Annotated in this window: 13 protein-coding genes; 7 read left to right on the top strand and 6 right to left on the bottom strand. The window is 62.5% G+C overall.

The genetic code is table 11. From position 1 onward, the window contains the following. The 4 genes from AB4Z51_RS17340 to AB4Z51_RS17325 form a co-directional block, all read right to left on the bottom strand. A partial coding sequence (locus tag AB4Z51_RS17340; RefSeq protein WP_209967514.1) for a 2-dehydropantoate 2-reductase N-terminal domain-containing protein occupies positions 1-308 on the bottom strand: 308 nt, incomplete at its 3' end. Between the two features lie 176 nt (positions 309-484). After that, positions 485-1,426 (bottom strand): GDP-L-fucose synthase, encoded by a 942-nt coding sequence (fcl, locus tag AB4Z51_RS17335; protein WP_439034216.1) that lies wholly within the window; start codon positions 1,424-1,426, stop codon positions 485-487. Then, positions 1,407-2,477 carry a GDP-mannose 4,6-dehydratase gene (gene gmd, locus AB4Z51_RS17330; RefSeq protein ID WP_441497668.1) on the bottom strand — a complete coding sequence of 357 codons (1,071 nt, stop codon included), beginning with the start codon at positions 2,475-2,477 and terminating at the stop codon, positions 1,407-1,409. The genes fcl and gmd overlap by 20 nt, the downstream gene beginning before the upstream one ends. A gap of 164 nt (positions 2,478-2,641) precedes the next feature. Further along, on the bottom strand, positions 2,642-3,661 hold the full coding sequence (locus AB4Z51_RS17325) for an NAD-dependent epimerase (RefSeq protein ID WP_038960118.1): 1,020 nt from the start codon (positions 3,659-3,661) through the stop codon (positions 2,642-2,644). 269 nt (positions 3,662-3,930) lie between these two features. On the opposite strand from AB4Z51_RS17325, the gene AB4Z51_RS17320 reads away from it, so the two are divergent. Together AB4Z51_RS17320 and AB4Z51_RS17315 are read left to right on the top strand one after the other, a co-directional pair. Next, positions 3,931-5,046 (top strand): glycosyltransferase family 4 protein, encoded by a 1,116-nt coding sequence (locus AB4Z51_RS17320; protein WP_085402129.1) that lies wholly within the window; start codon positions 3,931-3,933, stop codon positions 5,044-5,046. 98 nt (positions 5,047-5,144) lie between these two features. Beyond that, on the top strand, positions 5,145-6,305 hold the full coding sequence (locus AB4Z51_RS17315) for a glycosyltransferase (protein ID WP_081369340.1): 1,161 nt from the start codon (positions 5,145-5,147) through the stop codon (positions 6,303-6,305). A gap of 11 nt (positions 6,306-6,316) precedes the next feature. Here the strand turns inward: AB4Z51_RS17315 and AB4Z51_RS17310 are convergent, their stop codons facing one another. Next, the gene (locus AB4Z51_RS17310) at positions 6,317-6,460 is read right to left on the bottom strand and encodes a hypothetical protein (protein ID WP_166084269.1); all 144 of its coding nucleotides are present in this window, start codon (positions 6,458-6,460) and stop codon (positions 6,317-6,319) included. Positions 6,461-7,003: 543 nt separating this feature from the next. Here AB4Z51_RS17310 and AB4Z51_RS17305 point away from each other — a divergent pair. From AB4Z51_RS17305 to AB4Z51_RS17285, 5 genes are all read left to right on the top strand, one after another. Beyond that, positions 7,004-8,227 carry a polysaccharide biosynthesis/export family protein gene (locus tag AB4Z51_RS17305; protein WP_245344124.1) on the top strand — a complete coding sequence of 408 codons (1,224 nt, stop codon included), beginning with the start codon at positions 7,004-7,006 and terminating at the stop codon, positions 8,225-8,227. A 160-nt stretch (positions 8,228-8,387) separates the two neighbouring features. Next, complete coding sequence (locus AB4Z51_RS17300) at positions 8,388-9,680, top strand: hypothetical protein (RefSeq protein ID WP_085402194.1); 1,293 nt, start codon at positions 8,388-8,390, stop codon at positions 9,678-9,680. Continuing rightward, complete coding sequence (locus tag AB4Z51_RS17295; protein WP_245344128.1) at positions 9,563-10,909, top strand: glycosyltransferase family 4 protein; 1,347 nt, start codon at positions 9,563-9,565, stop codon at positions 10,907-10,909. Before AB4Z51_RS17300 ends, AB4Z51_RS17295 begins: the two co-directional genes overlap by 118 nt. A 57-nt stretch (positions 10,910-10,966) precedes the next feature. Continuing rightward, the gene (locus tag AB4Z51_RS17290) at positions 10,967-12,178 is read left to right on the top strand and encodes a glycosyltransferase family 4 protein (protein WP_085402131.1); all 1,212 of its coding nucleotides are present in this window, start codon (positions 10,967-10,969) and stop codon (positions 12,176-12,178) included. Between the two features lie 71 nt (positions 12,179-12,249). Further along, entirely contained in the window at positions 12,250-13,641 is a 1,392-nt protein-coding gene (locus AB4Z51_RS17285; protein ID WP_085402132.1) for a hypothetical protein, read from the top strand. Positions 13,642-13,643: 2 nt separating this feature from the next. On the opposite strand, the gene AB4Z51_RS17280 is transcribed toward AB4Z51_RS17285, so the two are convergent. Continuing rightward, positions 13,644-14,867: a glycosyltransferase family 4 protein gene (locus AB4Z51_RS17280; RefSeq protein ID WP_085402133.1), complete on the bottom strand. Its 1,224-nt coding sequence runs from the start codon at positions 14,865-14,867 to the stop codon at positions 13,644-13,646. Positions 14,868-15,255: the final 388 nt, after the last annotated feature.

The raw sequence follows: 15,255 nt of genomic DNA, 5'->3' as shown, positions 1-15,255 counted from the left end.
GCGGCGTAGACATAGGACAGATCGGCGTGACCGTCGCCGCGGCGCGAGGGCGTGCCGACCGCGATGAAGACGGCATCGGCGTCCGCGACCGGCTTCGACAAATCGGTGGTGAAGTCGAGCCGCTTGGCCTTCACATTGGTCGCGACCAGCTCGTCGAGGCCGGGCTCGTAGATCGGAATCTCGCCGCGATGAAGCGCCGCGATCTTCTTCTCGTCCTTGTCGACGCAGGTGACGTCGTGACCGAAATCCGCAAAGCAGGCTCCGGACACCAGTCCCACATAGCCCGTTCCGATCATCGCGATTCGCATGAAAAACTCTTTCCGTTGAAGACGGATGTTCCACTGAACACCCTAGACCATTTCTGTATCCGGCCGCACGCCCAACATTAGGGCAGGTTGCTTCGCGAACCGAATAAACCTTAACCGCCGCGCGTGACAGGCGTTGCGGTCATCTCCTGAAATACGCGACATGCATTGGTTGCATTCTACGTATGCGAGAGATACGCCGCGTAAGCGCGTCTCACGCCGTCCTCGAGCGAGGTCGTCGCGCGCCAGCCGAGCTTGGCGAGCCGGCTGACGTCGAGCAGCTTGCGCGGCGTTCCGTCGGGACGCGAGGTGTCGAAACTGATCTCGCCGCTGTAGCCGACGATGGCGGCCACGACGCGCGCGAACTCGGCGATGGTGATGTCCTCGCCGGTGCCGATGTTGACCAGCTCCGCGCTCGAATAGGTCTTCATTAGGTGCACGCAGGCATCCGCCATGTCGTCGACATAGAGGAACTCGCGCCGCGGCGTGCCGGTGCCCCACACGATGACGCTCTTTGCTTCCGAAACCTTCGCCTCGTGGAAGCGGCGGATCAGGGCGGCGACGACGTGGCTCAATTCAGGGTGATAATTGTCGCCGGGGCCGTACAGATTGGTCGGCATCACGCTGATGAAGTCGCTGCCATACTGGCTGCGATAGGCCTCCGCCATCTTGATGCCGGCGATCTTGGCAATCGCATAGGGCTCATTGGTCGGCTCCAGCGGGCCTGATAGCACGGAATCCTCGCGCAAGGGCTGCGGCGCCAGCTTCGGATAGATGCAGGACGAGCCCAGAAACATCAGCTTCTCGGCGCCGTTGAGATGCGCGGCCTGGATCACGTTCGCGGCAATCGCGATGTTGTCGTAGATGAACTCGGCACGCAGCGTGTTGTTGGCGACGATGCCGCCGACCTTGGCCGCGGCGAGGAAGATCACTTGCGGCCGCGTCCTGGCGAACCAGTCGAACACGGCGGCCTGGTTGCAGAGATCGACCTCGCGCCGGTCGACCGTGACGAGGTTGACGTCCTCCCGCGCCAGCCGGCGCACCAGCGCGGCTCCGACCATGCCGCGATGGCCGGCGACGTAGACGCTCTTGCCCCTCAGCTCAAACGGTGCGTTTGCCACTGGCCGCATCCCGTTTTGCCTCCGCCAGGTCGCTCATCATCATCTCCTCGACGAGCTGGGCAAAGCTGCGCTTCGGCGTCCAGCCGAGCACCTCGCGCGCCTTGCTGGCGTCGCCGACGAGGAGATCGACCTCGGTCGGGCGGAAATAGGTCGGATCGATCTTCACCACCGTCTTACCGCTCGTCTCGTCGACGCCGGTCTCCTCGACGCCCTTGCCACGCCAGGCGATGCGGCGGCCGACATGCGCAAAGGACAGCTCGACCATCTCGCGCACCGAGCGCATCTCGCCGGTGGCAAGCACGAAGTCGTCGGGCTTGTCGGCCTGCAGGATCCTGTGCATGCCCTCGACATAGTCCCTGGCATGGCCCCAGTCGCGCTTGGCTTCGAGATTGCCGAGATAGAGCGTCTGTTCCAGCCCGACCTCGATACGCGCGACGCCGCGAGTGATCTTGCGGGTCACAAAGGTCTCGCCGCGGATCGGGCTCTCATGGTTGAACAGGATGCCGTTGCTAGCGAACATGCCGTAGGCTTCGCGGTAGTTCACCGTGATCCAGTAGCCGTAGAGTTTTGCAACGCCATAGGGCGAGCGCGGATAGAACGGCGTCGTCTCCTTCTGCGGGATCTCCTGCACCAGGCCGTAGAGCTCGGAGGTCGAGGCCTGGTAGAACCGCGTCTCCTTCTCCATGCCGAGGATGCGGATCGCTTCCAGGAGGCGCAGCACGCCGATGGCGTCGGCGTTGGCGGTGTATTCCGGGCTCTCGAAGCTGACGGCGACGTGGCTTTGGGCTGCGAGATTGTAGATCTCGGTCGGCCGGATCTGCTGCACCAGGCGGATCAAATTGGTCGAATCCGTCATGTCGCCGTAATGCATCAGGAACGGCACGTTGCCGACATGCGGGTCCTGGTAGAGGTGATCGACGCGCGCGGTGTTGAACGAGGACGAGCGCCGCTTGACGCCGTGCACGACATAGCCGAGCGACAGCAAATATTCGGCGAGATAGGCGCCGTCCTGACCGGTCACGCCGGTGATGAGAGCGATCCGCTCAGSCATGGGCCCGCGCCTGGTTCGGGGTCAAAGAGGTTCAGAGGGACGGGATAACCACCGTTCGCGCCCGCTGACAAGGCCGCCGGCGGTCAAAAGCGCAAGAACCAGCGCAAGAACCGGCTTAAGAGCCGGCATTCCCGGGCGACACGCAGGTGCCGTCGCCCGCGGGATCAGACGCCGTGGTACTTCCGATACCATTCGACGAAGCGGCCGAGGCCATCCGCGATCGACGTGGACGGCGAGAAGCCGACGTCGCGCTGGAGCGCGGAAATGTCGGCGCGCGTCTCCAGGACGTCGCCGGCCTGCATCGGCAACAGCTGGCGGATCGCCGGCTTGCCGATGATCTTCTCGAGCGTCTCGACGAACTCCATCAGGTTGACCGACCTGTTGTTGCCGATGTTGTAGACGCGATACGGCGCATAGCTCGACGAATTTTCCGGCCGCTCGGCATTCCACGCGGGATTCGGCGCCGCGGGCCGATCGAGGGTGCGGATCACCCCTTCGACGATGTCGTCGACATAGGTGAAGTCGCGCCACATGTCGCCTTTATTGAAAATCCTGATCGGCTCATTCGCGAAGATCGCGCGCGTGAACAGATAGGCGGCCATGTCGGGCCGGCCCCACGGGCCGTAGACGGTGAAGAAGCGAAGCCCGGTCACCGGCAGCTTGTGAACATGCGCAAAGGTATGCGCCATCAGCTCGTTGGCTTTCTTGCTTGCGGCGTAAAGGCTGACCGGATGGTTCACCGAATGCTCGGTCGAATACGGCAAGGTGCGGTTGGCGCCATACACCGAACTCGACGAGGCGTAGACGAGATGCGCCAGACCATGGCGCCGGCCGGCTTCGAGCACGGTGACAAAGCCGTCACAATTGGCCCGGATGCTGGTGATGGGATCGTCGATCGACGCGCGCACGCCGGGCTGCGCCGCCAGATGCACGACGCGATCGGGCGAGACCTCGTCGAAGACGCGCGTCACGGCGGCGAAGTCTGCGAGATCGATCTTGTGGAATTTGAACCCTGGATGGTGTTCGAGCGTTGCGAGACGCGCACGCTTCAGCGCGGGATCGTAATACGGAGTGATTGCATCGATGCCGACGACCTGCTCGCCACGTGCCAACAGCCGTTCACAAACATGCATTCCGATAAAGCCGGCAGCACCGGTAACGATCACTGGYCGCAAAGTTGTCATCTCGTTCATTCCGCGGAGCATTGCCAGACCAGGACATGAGAGGCAAGGTTTGGACAGTCACGACAATCATCAAATCAGTCCGCCCATGCAAGCGCATCGAAATGTGTAGGAAACATGATGGCGTCATGCACCATCGCATGCTATCCGCCTGCAAGGATGCTCGGACGATAGCGCCACATGTGCTAGACGTCATAGGACGTATATTCGGCGCCTGATGCTCAGTCTTCGGGCATTGTTCGCGCAAGAACCCGCAAAGAAAAAGATCGACTTTGAAACTCTCCATCAACGGCAGGTTCCTGTCACAATCGCTCACGGGCGTGCAGCGCTACGCCGCCGAGATCGTCAAGGCGATGGACCGCTTGCTCGCGAGCGGAGAGGCTCCGCAGCAACTGCTGGATGCAGAGTGGCAAATCCTTGCGCCGCCGAATGCGCAGACGCTTCCAGGTCTTCGCCGCATTGCCATCAAGCAGATCGGATCTTTGCAGGGGCACGCGTGGGACCAGATCGATCTGGCGCGCGCCGCGGCCGGCACCCGTCTCGTCAGTCTCGCCAATTCCGGCCCCGTACTCCACCGCGACCATCTCGTCGTGATTCACGACGCGCAGGTTTTCCGGCGGCCGGACTTCTTCAGCTGGCGCTACCTCGCCCTGCACCGGACGCTCGGCCATCTGCTGGCGCGCACGGCAACGATCGCAACAGTTTCGGCGTTTTCACGCAACGAACTTGCCGAGGTGCTGTCGCTGGATCCGGCTTCGATCCCCGTCATTGCGAACAGCGCGGAACATTTTGCGACCGTCGCGCCCGACTTCTCGATCATCGACAAGCTGCGTCTTGCGCCCCATCAATTCTTCCTCTTCGTCGGCTCGATGACGAAGAACAAGAATGTCGATACGGCCATTCGCGCCGCCGAGCAGCTTGGCCGCGCCGATTTTCCGCTGATCGTGGTCGGCGGCGATAACAACAAGGTGTTCGGGGGCGCGGCCGCGGAATCGAGGGCCGGCGTCGTCATCGCCGGGCGCCTGAAGGACGAGGAGATTGCCGCGCTGTTCTCCCGGGCCGCCGCATTCGTGTTTCCGAGCCTTTATGAGGGATTCGGCGTGCCTCCCCTGGAGGCGATGTTCTTCGCCTGTCCGGTGATCGCGAGTTCCGCCGATGCCGTGCGCGAGACCTGCAACGATGCCGCCGTCTATTTCGATCCGCTCAACGCGGACCAGCTGTCGGCACGGATGCGCGAAAGAATTGAACTCGGCAGGATCTCGCCGGTGGAACAGGAGAAGCAGCGGCAGCGCCTTATGACATATTCCTGGGCCAAGTCCGCCGCAGCGATGCTCGAATTCCTCGCCAAACCGGCATCCCGATCCACATCCGACCGTGCGAAACAATGACGCGGCCCGATTATTGCTGCTTAGCGAGGTTAGACGTGCGCCTGCAAGATCCGGCGTCTCCAGTATCTGGCGCCTTCAAGACAAGGAAGGAATGACCGTTGTCCAGCGGCCTGAAGATTCTGCATGTCGCCGAAACGGTCCGTGGCGGCATCGCGACCTACCTCAACGAGCTGCATCCGCACCAGAGCGCGAGCTTCGGCCCCGGCAACGTCAACTATGTCGTTCCCTCCGACCATCGCAGCGACCTGGTGAACATCGAGGACGACGCGGTCACCACTTTTCCGCGCGACGGACGCAACGCGGTCGGCCTGTTTCGCATGCTGTTTGCAACCATGCGCGCAGTCCGGCAGCTTCGTCCTGACGTCATCCACCTGCACTCGTCGTTCGCCGGGCTCGTGGTGCGCCCGGTGCTCTGGCTCACCTATCGGCGCTCGCGCATCGTCTATTGCCCGCACGGCTGGGCCTTCGGCCGCGAAACCGGCCGCCTCAGCCGCGAGGTGACGAAGTTCACCGAGCTCGTGCTGTCGAAATTCACCCATCGCATCGTCTGCATCTCGGAAAGCGAGCAGGCCGACGCCAAGCAGGTCGGAATCGCGGCGAATCGCCTGGTTCTTGTGCACAACGGGATTTCCAAGCAGCGTCCTGCGCTCGACAAGGGCGCAGCGCAATGGCGGTCGGAGAAGATCAAGGTCCTCTTCATCGGGCGTCTCGACCGTCAGAAGGGCTACGATCTCCTGATCGAGGCGGCGCGCGCACTCGGAGACAAGCTCGACGTGCGCCTGATCGGCGCCTCGGTCGTCAGCAAATTCCGCAGAAGCGATCTGCCCGCCAACGTCTCTTTTCTGGGCTGGATGAACCGCAACCAGATCGAGGCCGAGCTCGACCAGGCCGACATGGTCGCGATTCCCTCACGCTGGGAGGCGTTTGGCCTGGTCGCCATCGAGGCGATGCGGGCGGCCAAGCCGATCATTGCCTTCCGCATCGGAGCCCTGCCGGAAATCGTCGAAGACAATGCGACGGGCGTGCTGTGCGACGAAGTCTCGGCCGAAAAGCTGGTTGAAGGTTTTCAACGCGCAACCAGGCTCGACCTGGCTGCGGTCGGCCGTGCCGGATATGAGCGTTTCACCCGCCTCTACGACATCGAGCAGACCCACCGCACGCTTAGTCAGGTTTATGCCGACGTCGTGCATGTGCGGATGAGCGAATCCGGGCAGCAAGCGAAGTTGCAGTCCGATTTCCCGAACAATCTGCGATCGTAGCGACCGGCTGATCAGGCCAGCCGGCGGGCATCGCCCTGCGCGAACTCGCCGTCATTCACGCGTTTATCGGAGAACGACCACGCAATGGCCGACGCGACGATCATCGCGCAGGTGAGAAAGCCGGCCGCGAACAGCAGTGATCCGGTGTGCAACATCGTCTTCGCCTTCCTTTTGTTTGGCCGACCACTAGCCGGATCAGGATTAGGAAGACCTTACGGACGCCAGCGTGACGCCAGCTTCCAAATCTAAGCGTTAACGGAGGTGGAATCCCGTCGCAGAAACATTGGTCCGATGACCCGGCGAGAACGTCCGCTCTGGCGCCATGCCCGCCGCAGGACGACGAAAACACAACGCAGGATCACTCAGGACGGGATCCAACACTTGAAGTTCATGGCGATGTCATCTCGCGACAATGCCGTCGCATCTGCATGTCCGTCGCCGCGCGCTGCTCATTGGTTCGATCGCAGTCTCAATCGTGACATCGACCTGACACGTGTATGTATGGTTTGCGAACTGCTTATTTAAGAGGATGTTCCGCACAAATTTTGGACAGAGATTTCGGCGTGTATCCGCGTTCACAAGTGGCAATAAGGTCACAGCCACAAGTGCTTTACCATAAAGTCGAAGACGTAGCAGTGACTCCGCAGCACGGGATTTGTACGGTGATTCCGATTTTAGATGAGTGCGAGGGAATAGTGGTGGCTAAGACCGAACGTTTTGATTTTGATTTCGGTATTAGCCGAATCCTGGCCGCTGCTGCGATCAGCTTCTCCTTGACGGGTTGCGGTAGCTTCATTCCGTTAGACGCTCCTGATGCCGTCGCGACGCAAACAAATGCAGCGCTGATCACCGAGCCGACCGCGCCGCTCGCCTATGCCCTGATGCCGGTCAATCCGGCGATCCTGCAGGCGACCAACGCGTTCACGGACTCCGCCGGAATGGTGTTCTCCCGCCTCCCCGGCGGCAACTACCGCGACGTCACCATCGGCATCGGCGACATCGTCACCGTGACCGTATATGAAGCGCAGGCAGGCGGCCTGTTCATTCCGCGCGAAGCAGGCGTGCGGCCGGGCAACTTCGTGGACATTCCGCGCCAGCAGGTCGACCAGTCCGGCAACATCAACATCCCCTACGCCGGATCGATCAAGGTCGCAGGGCTGACGCCGCGCGCCGTTTCGAACATCATCCGCGAGCGTCTCAAGGACCGCGCCATCGATCCGCAGGCCGTCGTGAGCGTGGCCGAACAGCGCGGCAACCAGATCAGCGTGCTCGGCGAAGTCAACTCGCCCCTCCGCTTCCCGGTCGATCCGGGCGGGATTCGCCTGATGGGCGCGATCGCGCGCGCCGGAGGCCCGAAATATCCGTCCTACGAGAGCACGATCACGATCAAGCGCGAGGGCCGCACCTACAGCGAGACGATGTCCTCGGTCGTGCACAACCCCAACGAGGACGCGCTGCTCGCTCCAGGCGACGTCGTCTTCCTGACCCGCATTCCGCGCGTCTACATGGTGTTCGGTTCGACGCCGTCTCCGGGATCGATCGGCGGCACCAACAACCGTCGTTTCACATTCGAGAACGACAACATGTCGCTGGCTGAAGCCATCGCGAAGGCAGGCGGTCTCGACGGCGCCCGTGCGGACTCCAAGTCCATCTACGTCTACCGTTTCGAGCCCAAGCCGCTGCTGGAGAAGATCGGCATCGCCGTATCCCAGTTCCCGACCAAGTCGGTCCCTGCCGTCTACAAGTTCGACATGAGCAAGCCGGACGGCTGGTTCCAGGCGGATACGTTCAGGATGCGCGATCACGACGTGATCTCGGTGGCGGAATCGCCGTCGATCGAATTCATCAAGCTCATGGCCCCGCTGAACGCGGCAACCGCCAACGCGGACAACATCAGCTCGGTGGTCGTGAACTCCAAATAGCCCAACTCAGCGCGCTCAATGACGAGCGTGCAGACAAGGCGGCCCCACCCCATTGGGGCCACAGAAGAGTATTAGCCTTGTCGGGTTGACGCGAGCAGGAGTGGACACGAGCGTGACCGAGCAAAACAGGAAACGCGCCCTGCGTCGTTTCCGGATGTTGATGTGCGGGCTCTGCGTCGCGGCCGGCCTCTCATATCCTGCAGACGCACAGAATGCGCAGCCGCTCGATCAGCGCTTCCTGCTGGGCGTCGGCACGCACCAGGGCCTCGGCGGCGTCACCAGCGCCCGCGGCTATGTGCCCGCGACCGCCATCAAGCAGATGAAGGAGCTGGGGGTCACCTCGTTCCGCGACGACTTCCCCTGGTCGGATTTCGAGCTGCCCGGCAAGCGGCTCGGCTTCAATGCCCTGAACGGCCGCCTCGAGAACCAGATCAGGTCCGGCGTCGGAATCCCGCTGCTCATTCTCGGGACCGGCCATCATCTCGTCCCGAATTCCGATCCGCCGACGACCGACGAAGCGCGCCAAAGATTCGTCACCTATGCCACGGCAGCCGCGCAAGCGGTCGCATCACGGCAGCCGATCTTCGAGTTGTGGAACGAGTACAATCTCAGAGCGCGCGCGGAGCCGCTGTTCACCGTCGAAAACTATGCGACGCTCGCCCGATCGGTGCAGCCCGCGGTCAAGCAAGCGGCGCCGTCCGCGCCTTTCGTGGTCGGAGCGCTGGGCGACGATCCCGGCTGGAAATGGACCGACGCCCTGCTGAAGACCGACCTGCTTCGTATCGCGGACGGGATGTCCATTCACATCTACAACCATTGCCTGTCACCGGCCGGGCGGACCGCAGCCGAGGCGATCGAACGGCTGCAAAATCTTCATCAACGCGTCGCACAGGCGACCGGCAATCCCGACTATCCGATCTATCTGACCGAAACGGGCTGGCCGACACCAAGCGCGAAATGCGGCGTGACCGAGCAGCTTGCCGCCGACAACATGGCGCAGATCATCCTCTGGGCCTCGACCGCCGGTCCCTGGCTCAAGGGGATATGGCTCTACGAGCTGAAGGACAGTGGGACGAAGCCTGGTGAACTGGAGGACAATTTCGGCATTTATCATTTCGACAATTCGCCGAAGCCTGCCGTGTGTTCCATTCGCGAAAGCTGGGCCTTCATCCGCACCAGCCTGAAGGCAACGCGAACCACGCCGGCGCCCGGCGTCGTGCAGATTCGCAGTGACAGTGGATCGGAAACGAAACTCGCGCTTTGGTCGGAGACTGCGTCGAAGCGCTTCGAAGTTCGATTAAAAAATGCGGAACCGAATGCCGAGATCAGATATGTATGTCAGCAAGCGCCGGGCCCTGCCGCCGGCGCCTGGACGGCGTTATCGACAACGCCGTTGCTTGTCAGCGTCAAGGGCACGGCCGTGCCGGATTTCGAGATCCGGCCATCGAACTGACGCTGCGGCGGGCTGCTAATCCGAGGCTATCCTTGAAAATACTGATCGTTAACACGCTCTATCCGCCCGAGATCATCGGGGGCGCCGAAGTGTCTGTGTCGCTGCTCGCGGAGGCGTTCGTCCAGCGCGGCCATCAGGTGTCCGTGGTCTGCCTTCAGAACAAGCAGGAGCGCACGATCGACGAACTCAAGGGCGTGCGCGTATACCGCGTGCCGATGGACAACGATTACTGGCCGTTCGGCAACGACAGGAAGCCCTCCTCGGTCCAGCGCCTGAAGTGGCATCTCAAGGACACATGGAATCGCAAATCCGCGGTGCGGTTCGCCGAAATTCTCGACATCGAGAAGCCCGACGTCGTCCACACCAACAACCTCACGGGCTTCTCGGTCTCGCTGTGGTCGGAAGCCAGGCGGCGCAACATCAGGATCGTGCACACCCTGCGCGACTATTCCCTGCTCTGCAAACGCTCGACGCTGTTTCGGGGCGATGCGACATGCGCGCAGCGCTGCACCGTCTGCGCCGCCATGACGTCGCCTTATCTGCTGGCCTCGCGTATGGTCGATGCGGTGGTCTCGAACAGCCAATTCGTGCTCGACCAGCACACCAGGCTGAAATATTTCCCCGGCACCGATGGCCGCGTCATCTTCAACATCGCCGATCCGAGCTCCGTGGTGCCGTCACCAGCTTCGAGCTCGGATGATCTGATATTCGGGTTCATCGGGCGGCTCGAGGCTGAAAAAGGTATTGAGGTAGTCCTCAAGGCGGCCGAGCAGCTTCCCGACGAGGGCTGGCAACTGAAAATTGCCGGAAAAGGGCTTGAGGATTACGTGCGGGGGCTAAAAAGCCGCAGCGGAAAGAAGGTCGAATGGCTTGGCTTTGCCAAGGCAGCTCAATTCTATGCCAGCATCGACGTCTGCCTGGTGAGTTCGGTCTGGCCGGAGCCGCTGCCGCGCACGTTGATCGAAAGCATCAACGCCGGCCGGGCGACGATTTGCTCGACGGCCGGCGGGATTCCCGAGATCGCGGGGTTTTCCAATATGGTTGGGTCCTACGAGCCCAGCGATCATAAGCGACTGGGAGAATTGATGCTGAAGGCCGTCAACGAAAGGTCACACTGGAAAGTCTCCCGGCCTCCGCAGCCAGGATTTGCCGAGAGGTTTTCGGCGGATTCAGTGACAGGACAATATTTGGACGTCTATTTGAACAACAATCGAACCAACCGGCAATAAGCCGAAACGGAGATTTCAGCAAAGCCATTTGGCAGGATAGCTGGACAGACCTTTTCGATGAAGATCCTTATCACGTCATCCCTCTATCCAACGCCATTGGCACCGAAGGTGGTCGGGGGCGCGGAAACGTTCGTCCGCCGCCTCGCCGAGACCCTGGTCGGGCAGAACGACGGCGTGGAAGTGATACGTGCCGCGTCCGCATCGAACCAGCAGATGGAGACCTGCAACGGCATCGACGTGTATTCGGCGCCCGTACACAACATCTATTTCCCTTTCGCCAAGCAGCACAGTTCGCCGGTGCGCGGCATCTGGCACGCGATCGAGGACTGGCAGACAATGTCGGAGCTCGTTGCGGCGCGCATCAAGGCCTTCAAGCCTGACATCCTGCACTCGAATAATCTCTCCGGCCTGACGACCGCGGTGTGGCGGACCGCCGCCGAGCTCGGCATTCCGGTCCTGCACACGCTTCACGACTATTATCTCACCTGCCCGCGCTGCTCGCGCTTCTCGGACGGACATGCCTGCGAATCGAGCTGCATGAGCTGTCAGATCCTGACCCTTCGCCGTCGCGGGGCGACGCGACATCTGGATGCCGTCGTCGGCGTCAGCCAGCGCATTCTCGACATCCATACCCAGCTCGGCCTGTTCACGCAGACACCGCTGAAGATCGTCATTCGAAACGCCTCGACCGCCAACGTCGGCAACGCAGACACCGCGATGGTCGACGGCACCGTCACGTTCGGCTTCATCGGACGCCTGACCGAAGAGAAGGGCATCTACAATCTCGTGCGCGCCATCGCGACGATTCCGCCTGACCGGTTTCGGCTCGTCATCGCAGGCCACACAACCGAGAGCCAGCAGAAGCAGCTCAAGGCGCTCGCTCCGAATGCACGGATCGAATTTCTCGGCTTCGTACAGCCGAAGCAGTTTTACGAACAGGTGAACGTGGTGGTCGTCCCCTCGGTCTGGGAAGATCCCTGCCCGCTCGTCGTCGCCGACGCGCAGGCCGCCTGCAAACCCCTGCTCGGCACGCCGTTCGGCGGCATTCAGGAGGCGATCAAGCCTGGCGTGACCGGCTGGCTGACGTCGCCCGATCCCGCCTCGATCGCCAAGAGCATTTCGGCGATCATCGAAGCGCCGCAGCAGATCGTGGAGATGAGCGAGCGATTGAAGTCCGGCATCGACAAATGGGTTTTTGACGACGTCGTCGCCGGCTATCGCAACGTCTACGACGAGCTCACGCGCGGCCGCGGCACGCCTCGCACATAGCCGAAGCTGACGCAGATGCCGCCAATGGCCCTCAACCATCCCGCCATGTTCTTTCTCACGCATTGCCAGACATGATCAGCCTGCTCGCATTCGGCAGCTATATCTACCAGAGTGCGTCCGCGATCATTCTGATCTTCGCCGTCAGCCATATCCTCTCGCCGGCCCAGTACACCTCGTTCTCGCTGGCGCTGGCGACGAGCCAGTTGTTCTGCGTCTTCGTGTTCGAATGGCTGCAACTGGCCGGCGTTCGTTTCCTCGCCGCAGCTTCCGGAGAAGAAGCCGCGCGCCTGCGGTTCTCGCTGTTCAGCGCCGGGCTGCTCAGCGCGCTGGTGCTGCTGCTCGTCGGCGGCGTGGCGGGACTGCTGGGCACGCTCGAGACGAGCGTCGTCGCCCTCGCGCTGGCGATGGCCGTGCTGCAAGGCGCCACCGACCTCTATTTCATGATCGTCCGCGTGTCCGACCGGCTGGGGACCGCGTCCGTCCTCCTGATCCTGCGTGCCAGCGTGCTTCTGGCCGGCGCCATCGCGGGCGCGCTGCTCCACGGCACGGCTGCAGCGACGCTGTGCGGCATGGCCGCGAGCTACGGCGCGGTGCTTCTCCTGAGCCTGGTCGTGCATCGCACCTCGCTACGGCGCGCGTCGCGACGCGCCATGCTGACCGACTGGGGCAATTTCTGCCGCTATGGCATCATGGCTGCGGCCGCCTCCGTCATTCATCTCTCCGTACCCGTCACCTTGCGCCTGATCGTGATCGCCACGCTCGGCCGCGCGTCGACCGGAGCGGCCGGCTTCTCGATGGCGATCGACCTCCTGCAACGCCCGTTCTCGGTCCTGGTGGCCGCCATTCACACCGTCTGCTATCCCAATGTCGTGGTCCAGTTCGAGCGCGGCGTCGACGGCGAAGCGCGCAGGGCCAGCGCCCGCATGCTCGAATTCATCCTCTGCGCGACGATCGTGATGCTGGGCGGGCTGATCGGCCTCCTGCCCGACGCGGCGCATCTGTTCGTGCCCGCCGATCTGCTGGTCGATTTCCTCAACGCGGCGCCGGTCGCGGCGATCTTCTACTTCCTCCACACCCACCTTCAGGCCACGCTCGCGATCGTGCCGCATCTAACCAAATCGGCGACGAGACTGGTCGTCGTCGCGGCGTGCCAGCTGCTGCTGGTGTCGGCGGCATCCTCGATCGGCGCGTTACTGCACATATCGGTGGCGGGACAGATCGCGAGCGCGGCCTTGGCCACCGCGCTCATCATCCTCTTCGCCAGCGGTCCGCTGATCCGGTTCAGGGCGGCGCCAAGGGCGCTGCTGATCCTGGAAGCGACCGTTGCGGCCGCCGCGATCGCGATGCTAGCGGCGGCTCCGTCGGACTCCCTGACCTGGCTCGCGGGAAAGATCGTCTTTGCCGGCCTCGCCGTCGTTCTGGTGACGTGGCGAGGCGATCTGCTGGCCTCGGCACGCAGTTAGGATCAGGCCTTCACCGCGTGAGCCAGCGCGTTGCCGCTGGTATCGCCGGTCAAACCGTAGATCCTGAGAGTCTCGTCGACCATCGGCCCGACACCGAAATATTGTTGGGCGCGCGCAAGAGCATTGCGCGACAGCGCGGCGCGCATCGCGGGGTCGGCCACCTTCTCGAGCGCACCGACGAGCGCGTCGACGTCCTCGAACGGGACGATGAAGCCGGTCTGGCCCTGGATGATCTGATCAGTCGCGCCGCCCGCCGGAGTCCGGACCGGAATGAGGCCCGTCGCCATGGCTTCGGCAACGCCGAGCGGGAATCCCTCGAACCGGCTCGGCAGCGCGAACACGTCGGCGGCCCAGAGGATTTCGCGGACGTCGCCCATGAACCCGAGGAACTTGAAGGTGTCCTTGTCCTTCTCGCCAGCATAAGCGAACGACTTGATTTCCTTCTCGCGCTCGGCTCCGCCGCTGCCGACAAAGTAGCATTTGATGTCGATCGGCGGAGAACTGGCGCCGTCGCGGATCTTGCGCGCCGCCTTGATGAGGAGGTCGTGGCCCTTCACCCAGGCGAGACGGGCTGCCAGCAGGCACATGAACTCACCGTCGGCAACGCCGAATTTCGCGCGCGCATCGCGGCGCTCGGCATCCGAGGGCGGCCGGAAATGAACCGTGTCGACGCCGCCATAGACCTTGGCGATCCGGTTCTTGCCGAACAGCACGTAGCGGCGCAGATGCCGGAGCGATTCCTCCGACATCAGAATGAGGGTGTGGGGAAAGAAGAGGTTGAAGAACAGGACCTGGACCGGGCTGAAGGTCGATTGCGGCGCATTCTGCACCTTCTCGATGTTCCCGAGCACCGAGGGATGATAGGTCGCAACGCAGCGCGCGCCGGTGAGCAGCGCGAGCAGCCGGCCCCACATCAGCATGCCCAGCCCGTGGACGTTGATCACGGTGATGTTGTTCTTCCGGATCAGCTTCAACAACCGCATGAAGATCGACAGCGAAGGCAACTTCCGAAGTCCCGGAATGACGTGCCATTCCTTGACGGCCGCCGCCAGCTTCTGACGCTTGTATTCGGACTTCTCGTCCGAGCGCACGGCACCGGAGACCAGGTGGATCTGCACGCCCCGGCCATGCAATCCCGTGGCCAGGGTCTCGCAATAGGATGCAATCCCGTCATTGCAATTCACGACCTCAACCAGAAACATGACATTCGGGGCGGGATCTTGCATGGGAATGGCCTTACTCCGTTCAATCGACGACATTTCGGTCAGTGCTTAGCGGCAAATTCCATGCCGTGCCAGCGGTTTGCCCGCAACAGCGTTGCGCGCCTAACATATTGACGTTGCGGATCTGCGACACTCCGCCCCGGCACTGCAGACGACGTCCGAAGTCCGCTTCTCGGGTTCGCGCCTTCCGCCGGAAGTCGGCGTTCCCTTCAAATTCCGCAAGCAACGCCCGGTTGAAACGTCCCCCGGCCCCTTGCCCGCCGGGTCCGCGACCGATTGTCCCGCCGTCAACGCACCGATCGCCGCACCTCGTGCACACAGATTGGACCTCTCATCTGGTCGGCGTCGTTCGTTCGACTGGCCCTGCACATCAACGAGGGGTTTCTTCATC

Source organism: Bradyrhizobium sp. 2TAF36, from assembly GCF_052114925.1.
In the GTDB taxonomy this organism is placed as follows: Bacteria; Pseudomonadota; Alphaproteobacteria; order Rhizobiales; family Xanthobacteraceae; genus Bradyrhizobium; species Bradyrhizobium barranii.
This window is presented reverse-complemented; position numbering and strand designations above follow the sequence as displayed.

Bases quoted from the DNA above. Each gene is read 5' to 3' on its own strand.
- AB4Z51_RS17300 (WP_085402194.1), top strand. From the start codon at position 8,388: ATGTGCGGGCTCTGCGTCGCGGCCGGCCTCTCATATCCTGCAGACGCA.
- AB4Z51_RS17295 (WP_245344128.1), top strand. From the start codon at position 9,563: ATGTCAGCAAGCGCCGGGCCCTGCCGCCGGCGCCTGGACGGCGTTATC.
- AB4Z51_RS17290 (WP_085402131.1), top strand. From the start codon at position 10,967: ATGAAGATCCTTATCACGTCATCCCTCTATCCAACGCCATTGGCACCG.
- AB4Z51_RS17285 (WP_085402132.1), top strand. From the start codon at position 12,250: ATGATCAGCCTGCTCGCATTCGGCAGCTATATCTACCAGAGTGCGTCC.
- AB4Z51_RS17310 (WP_166084269.1), bottom strand. From the start codon at position 6,460: ATGTTGCACACCGGATCACTGCTGTTCGCGGCCGGCTTTCTCACCTGC.
- AB4Z51_RS17280 (WP_085402133.1), bottom strand. From the start codon at position 14,867: ATGCAAGATCCCGCCCCGAATGTCATGTTTCTGGTTGAGGTCGTGAAT.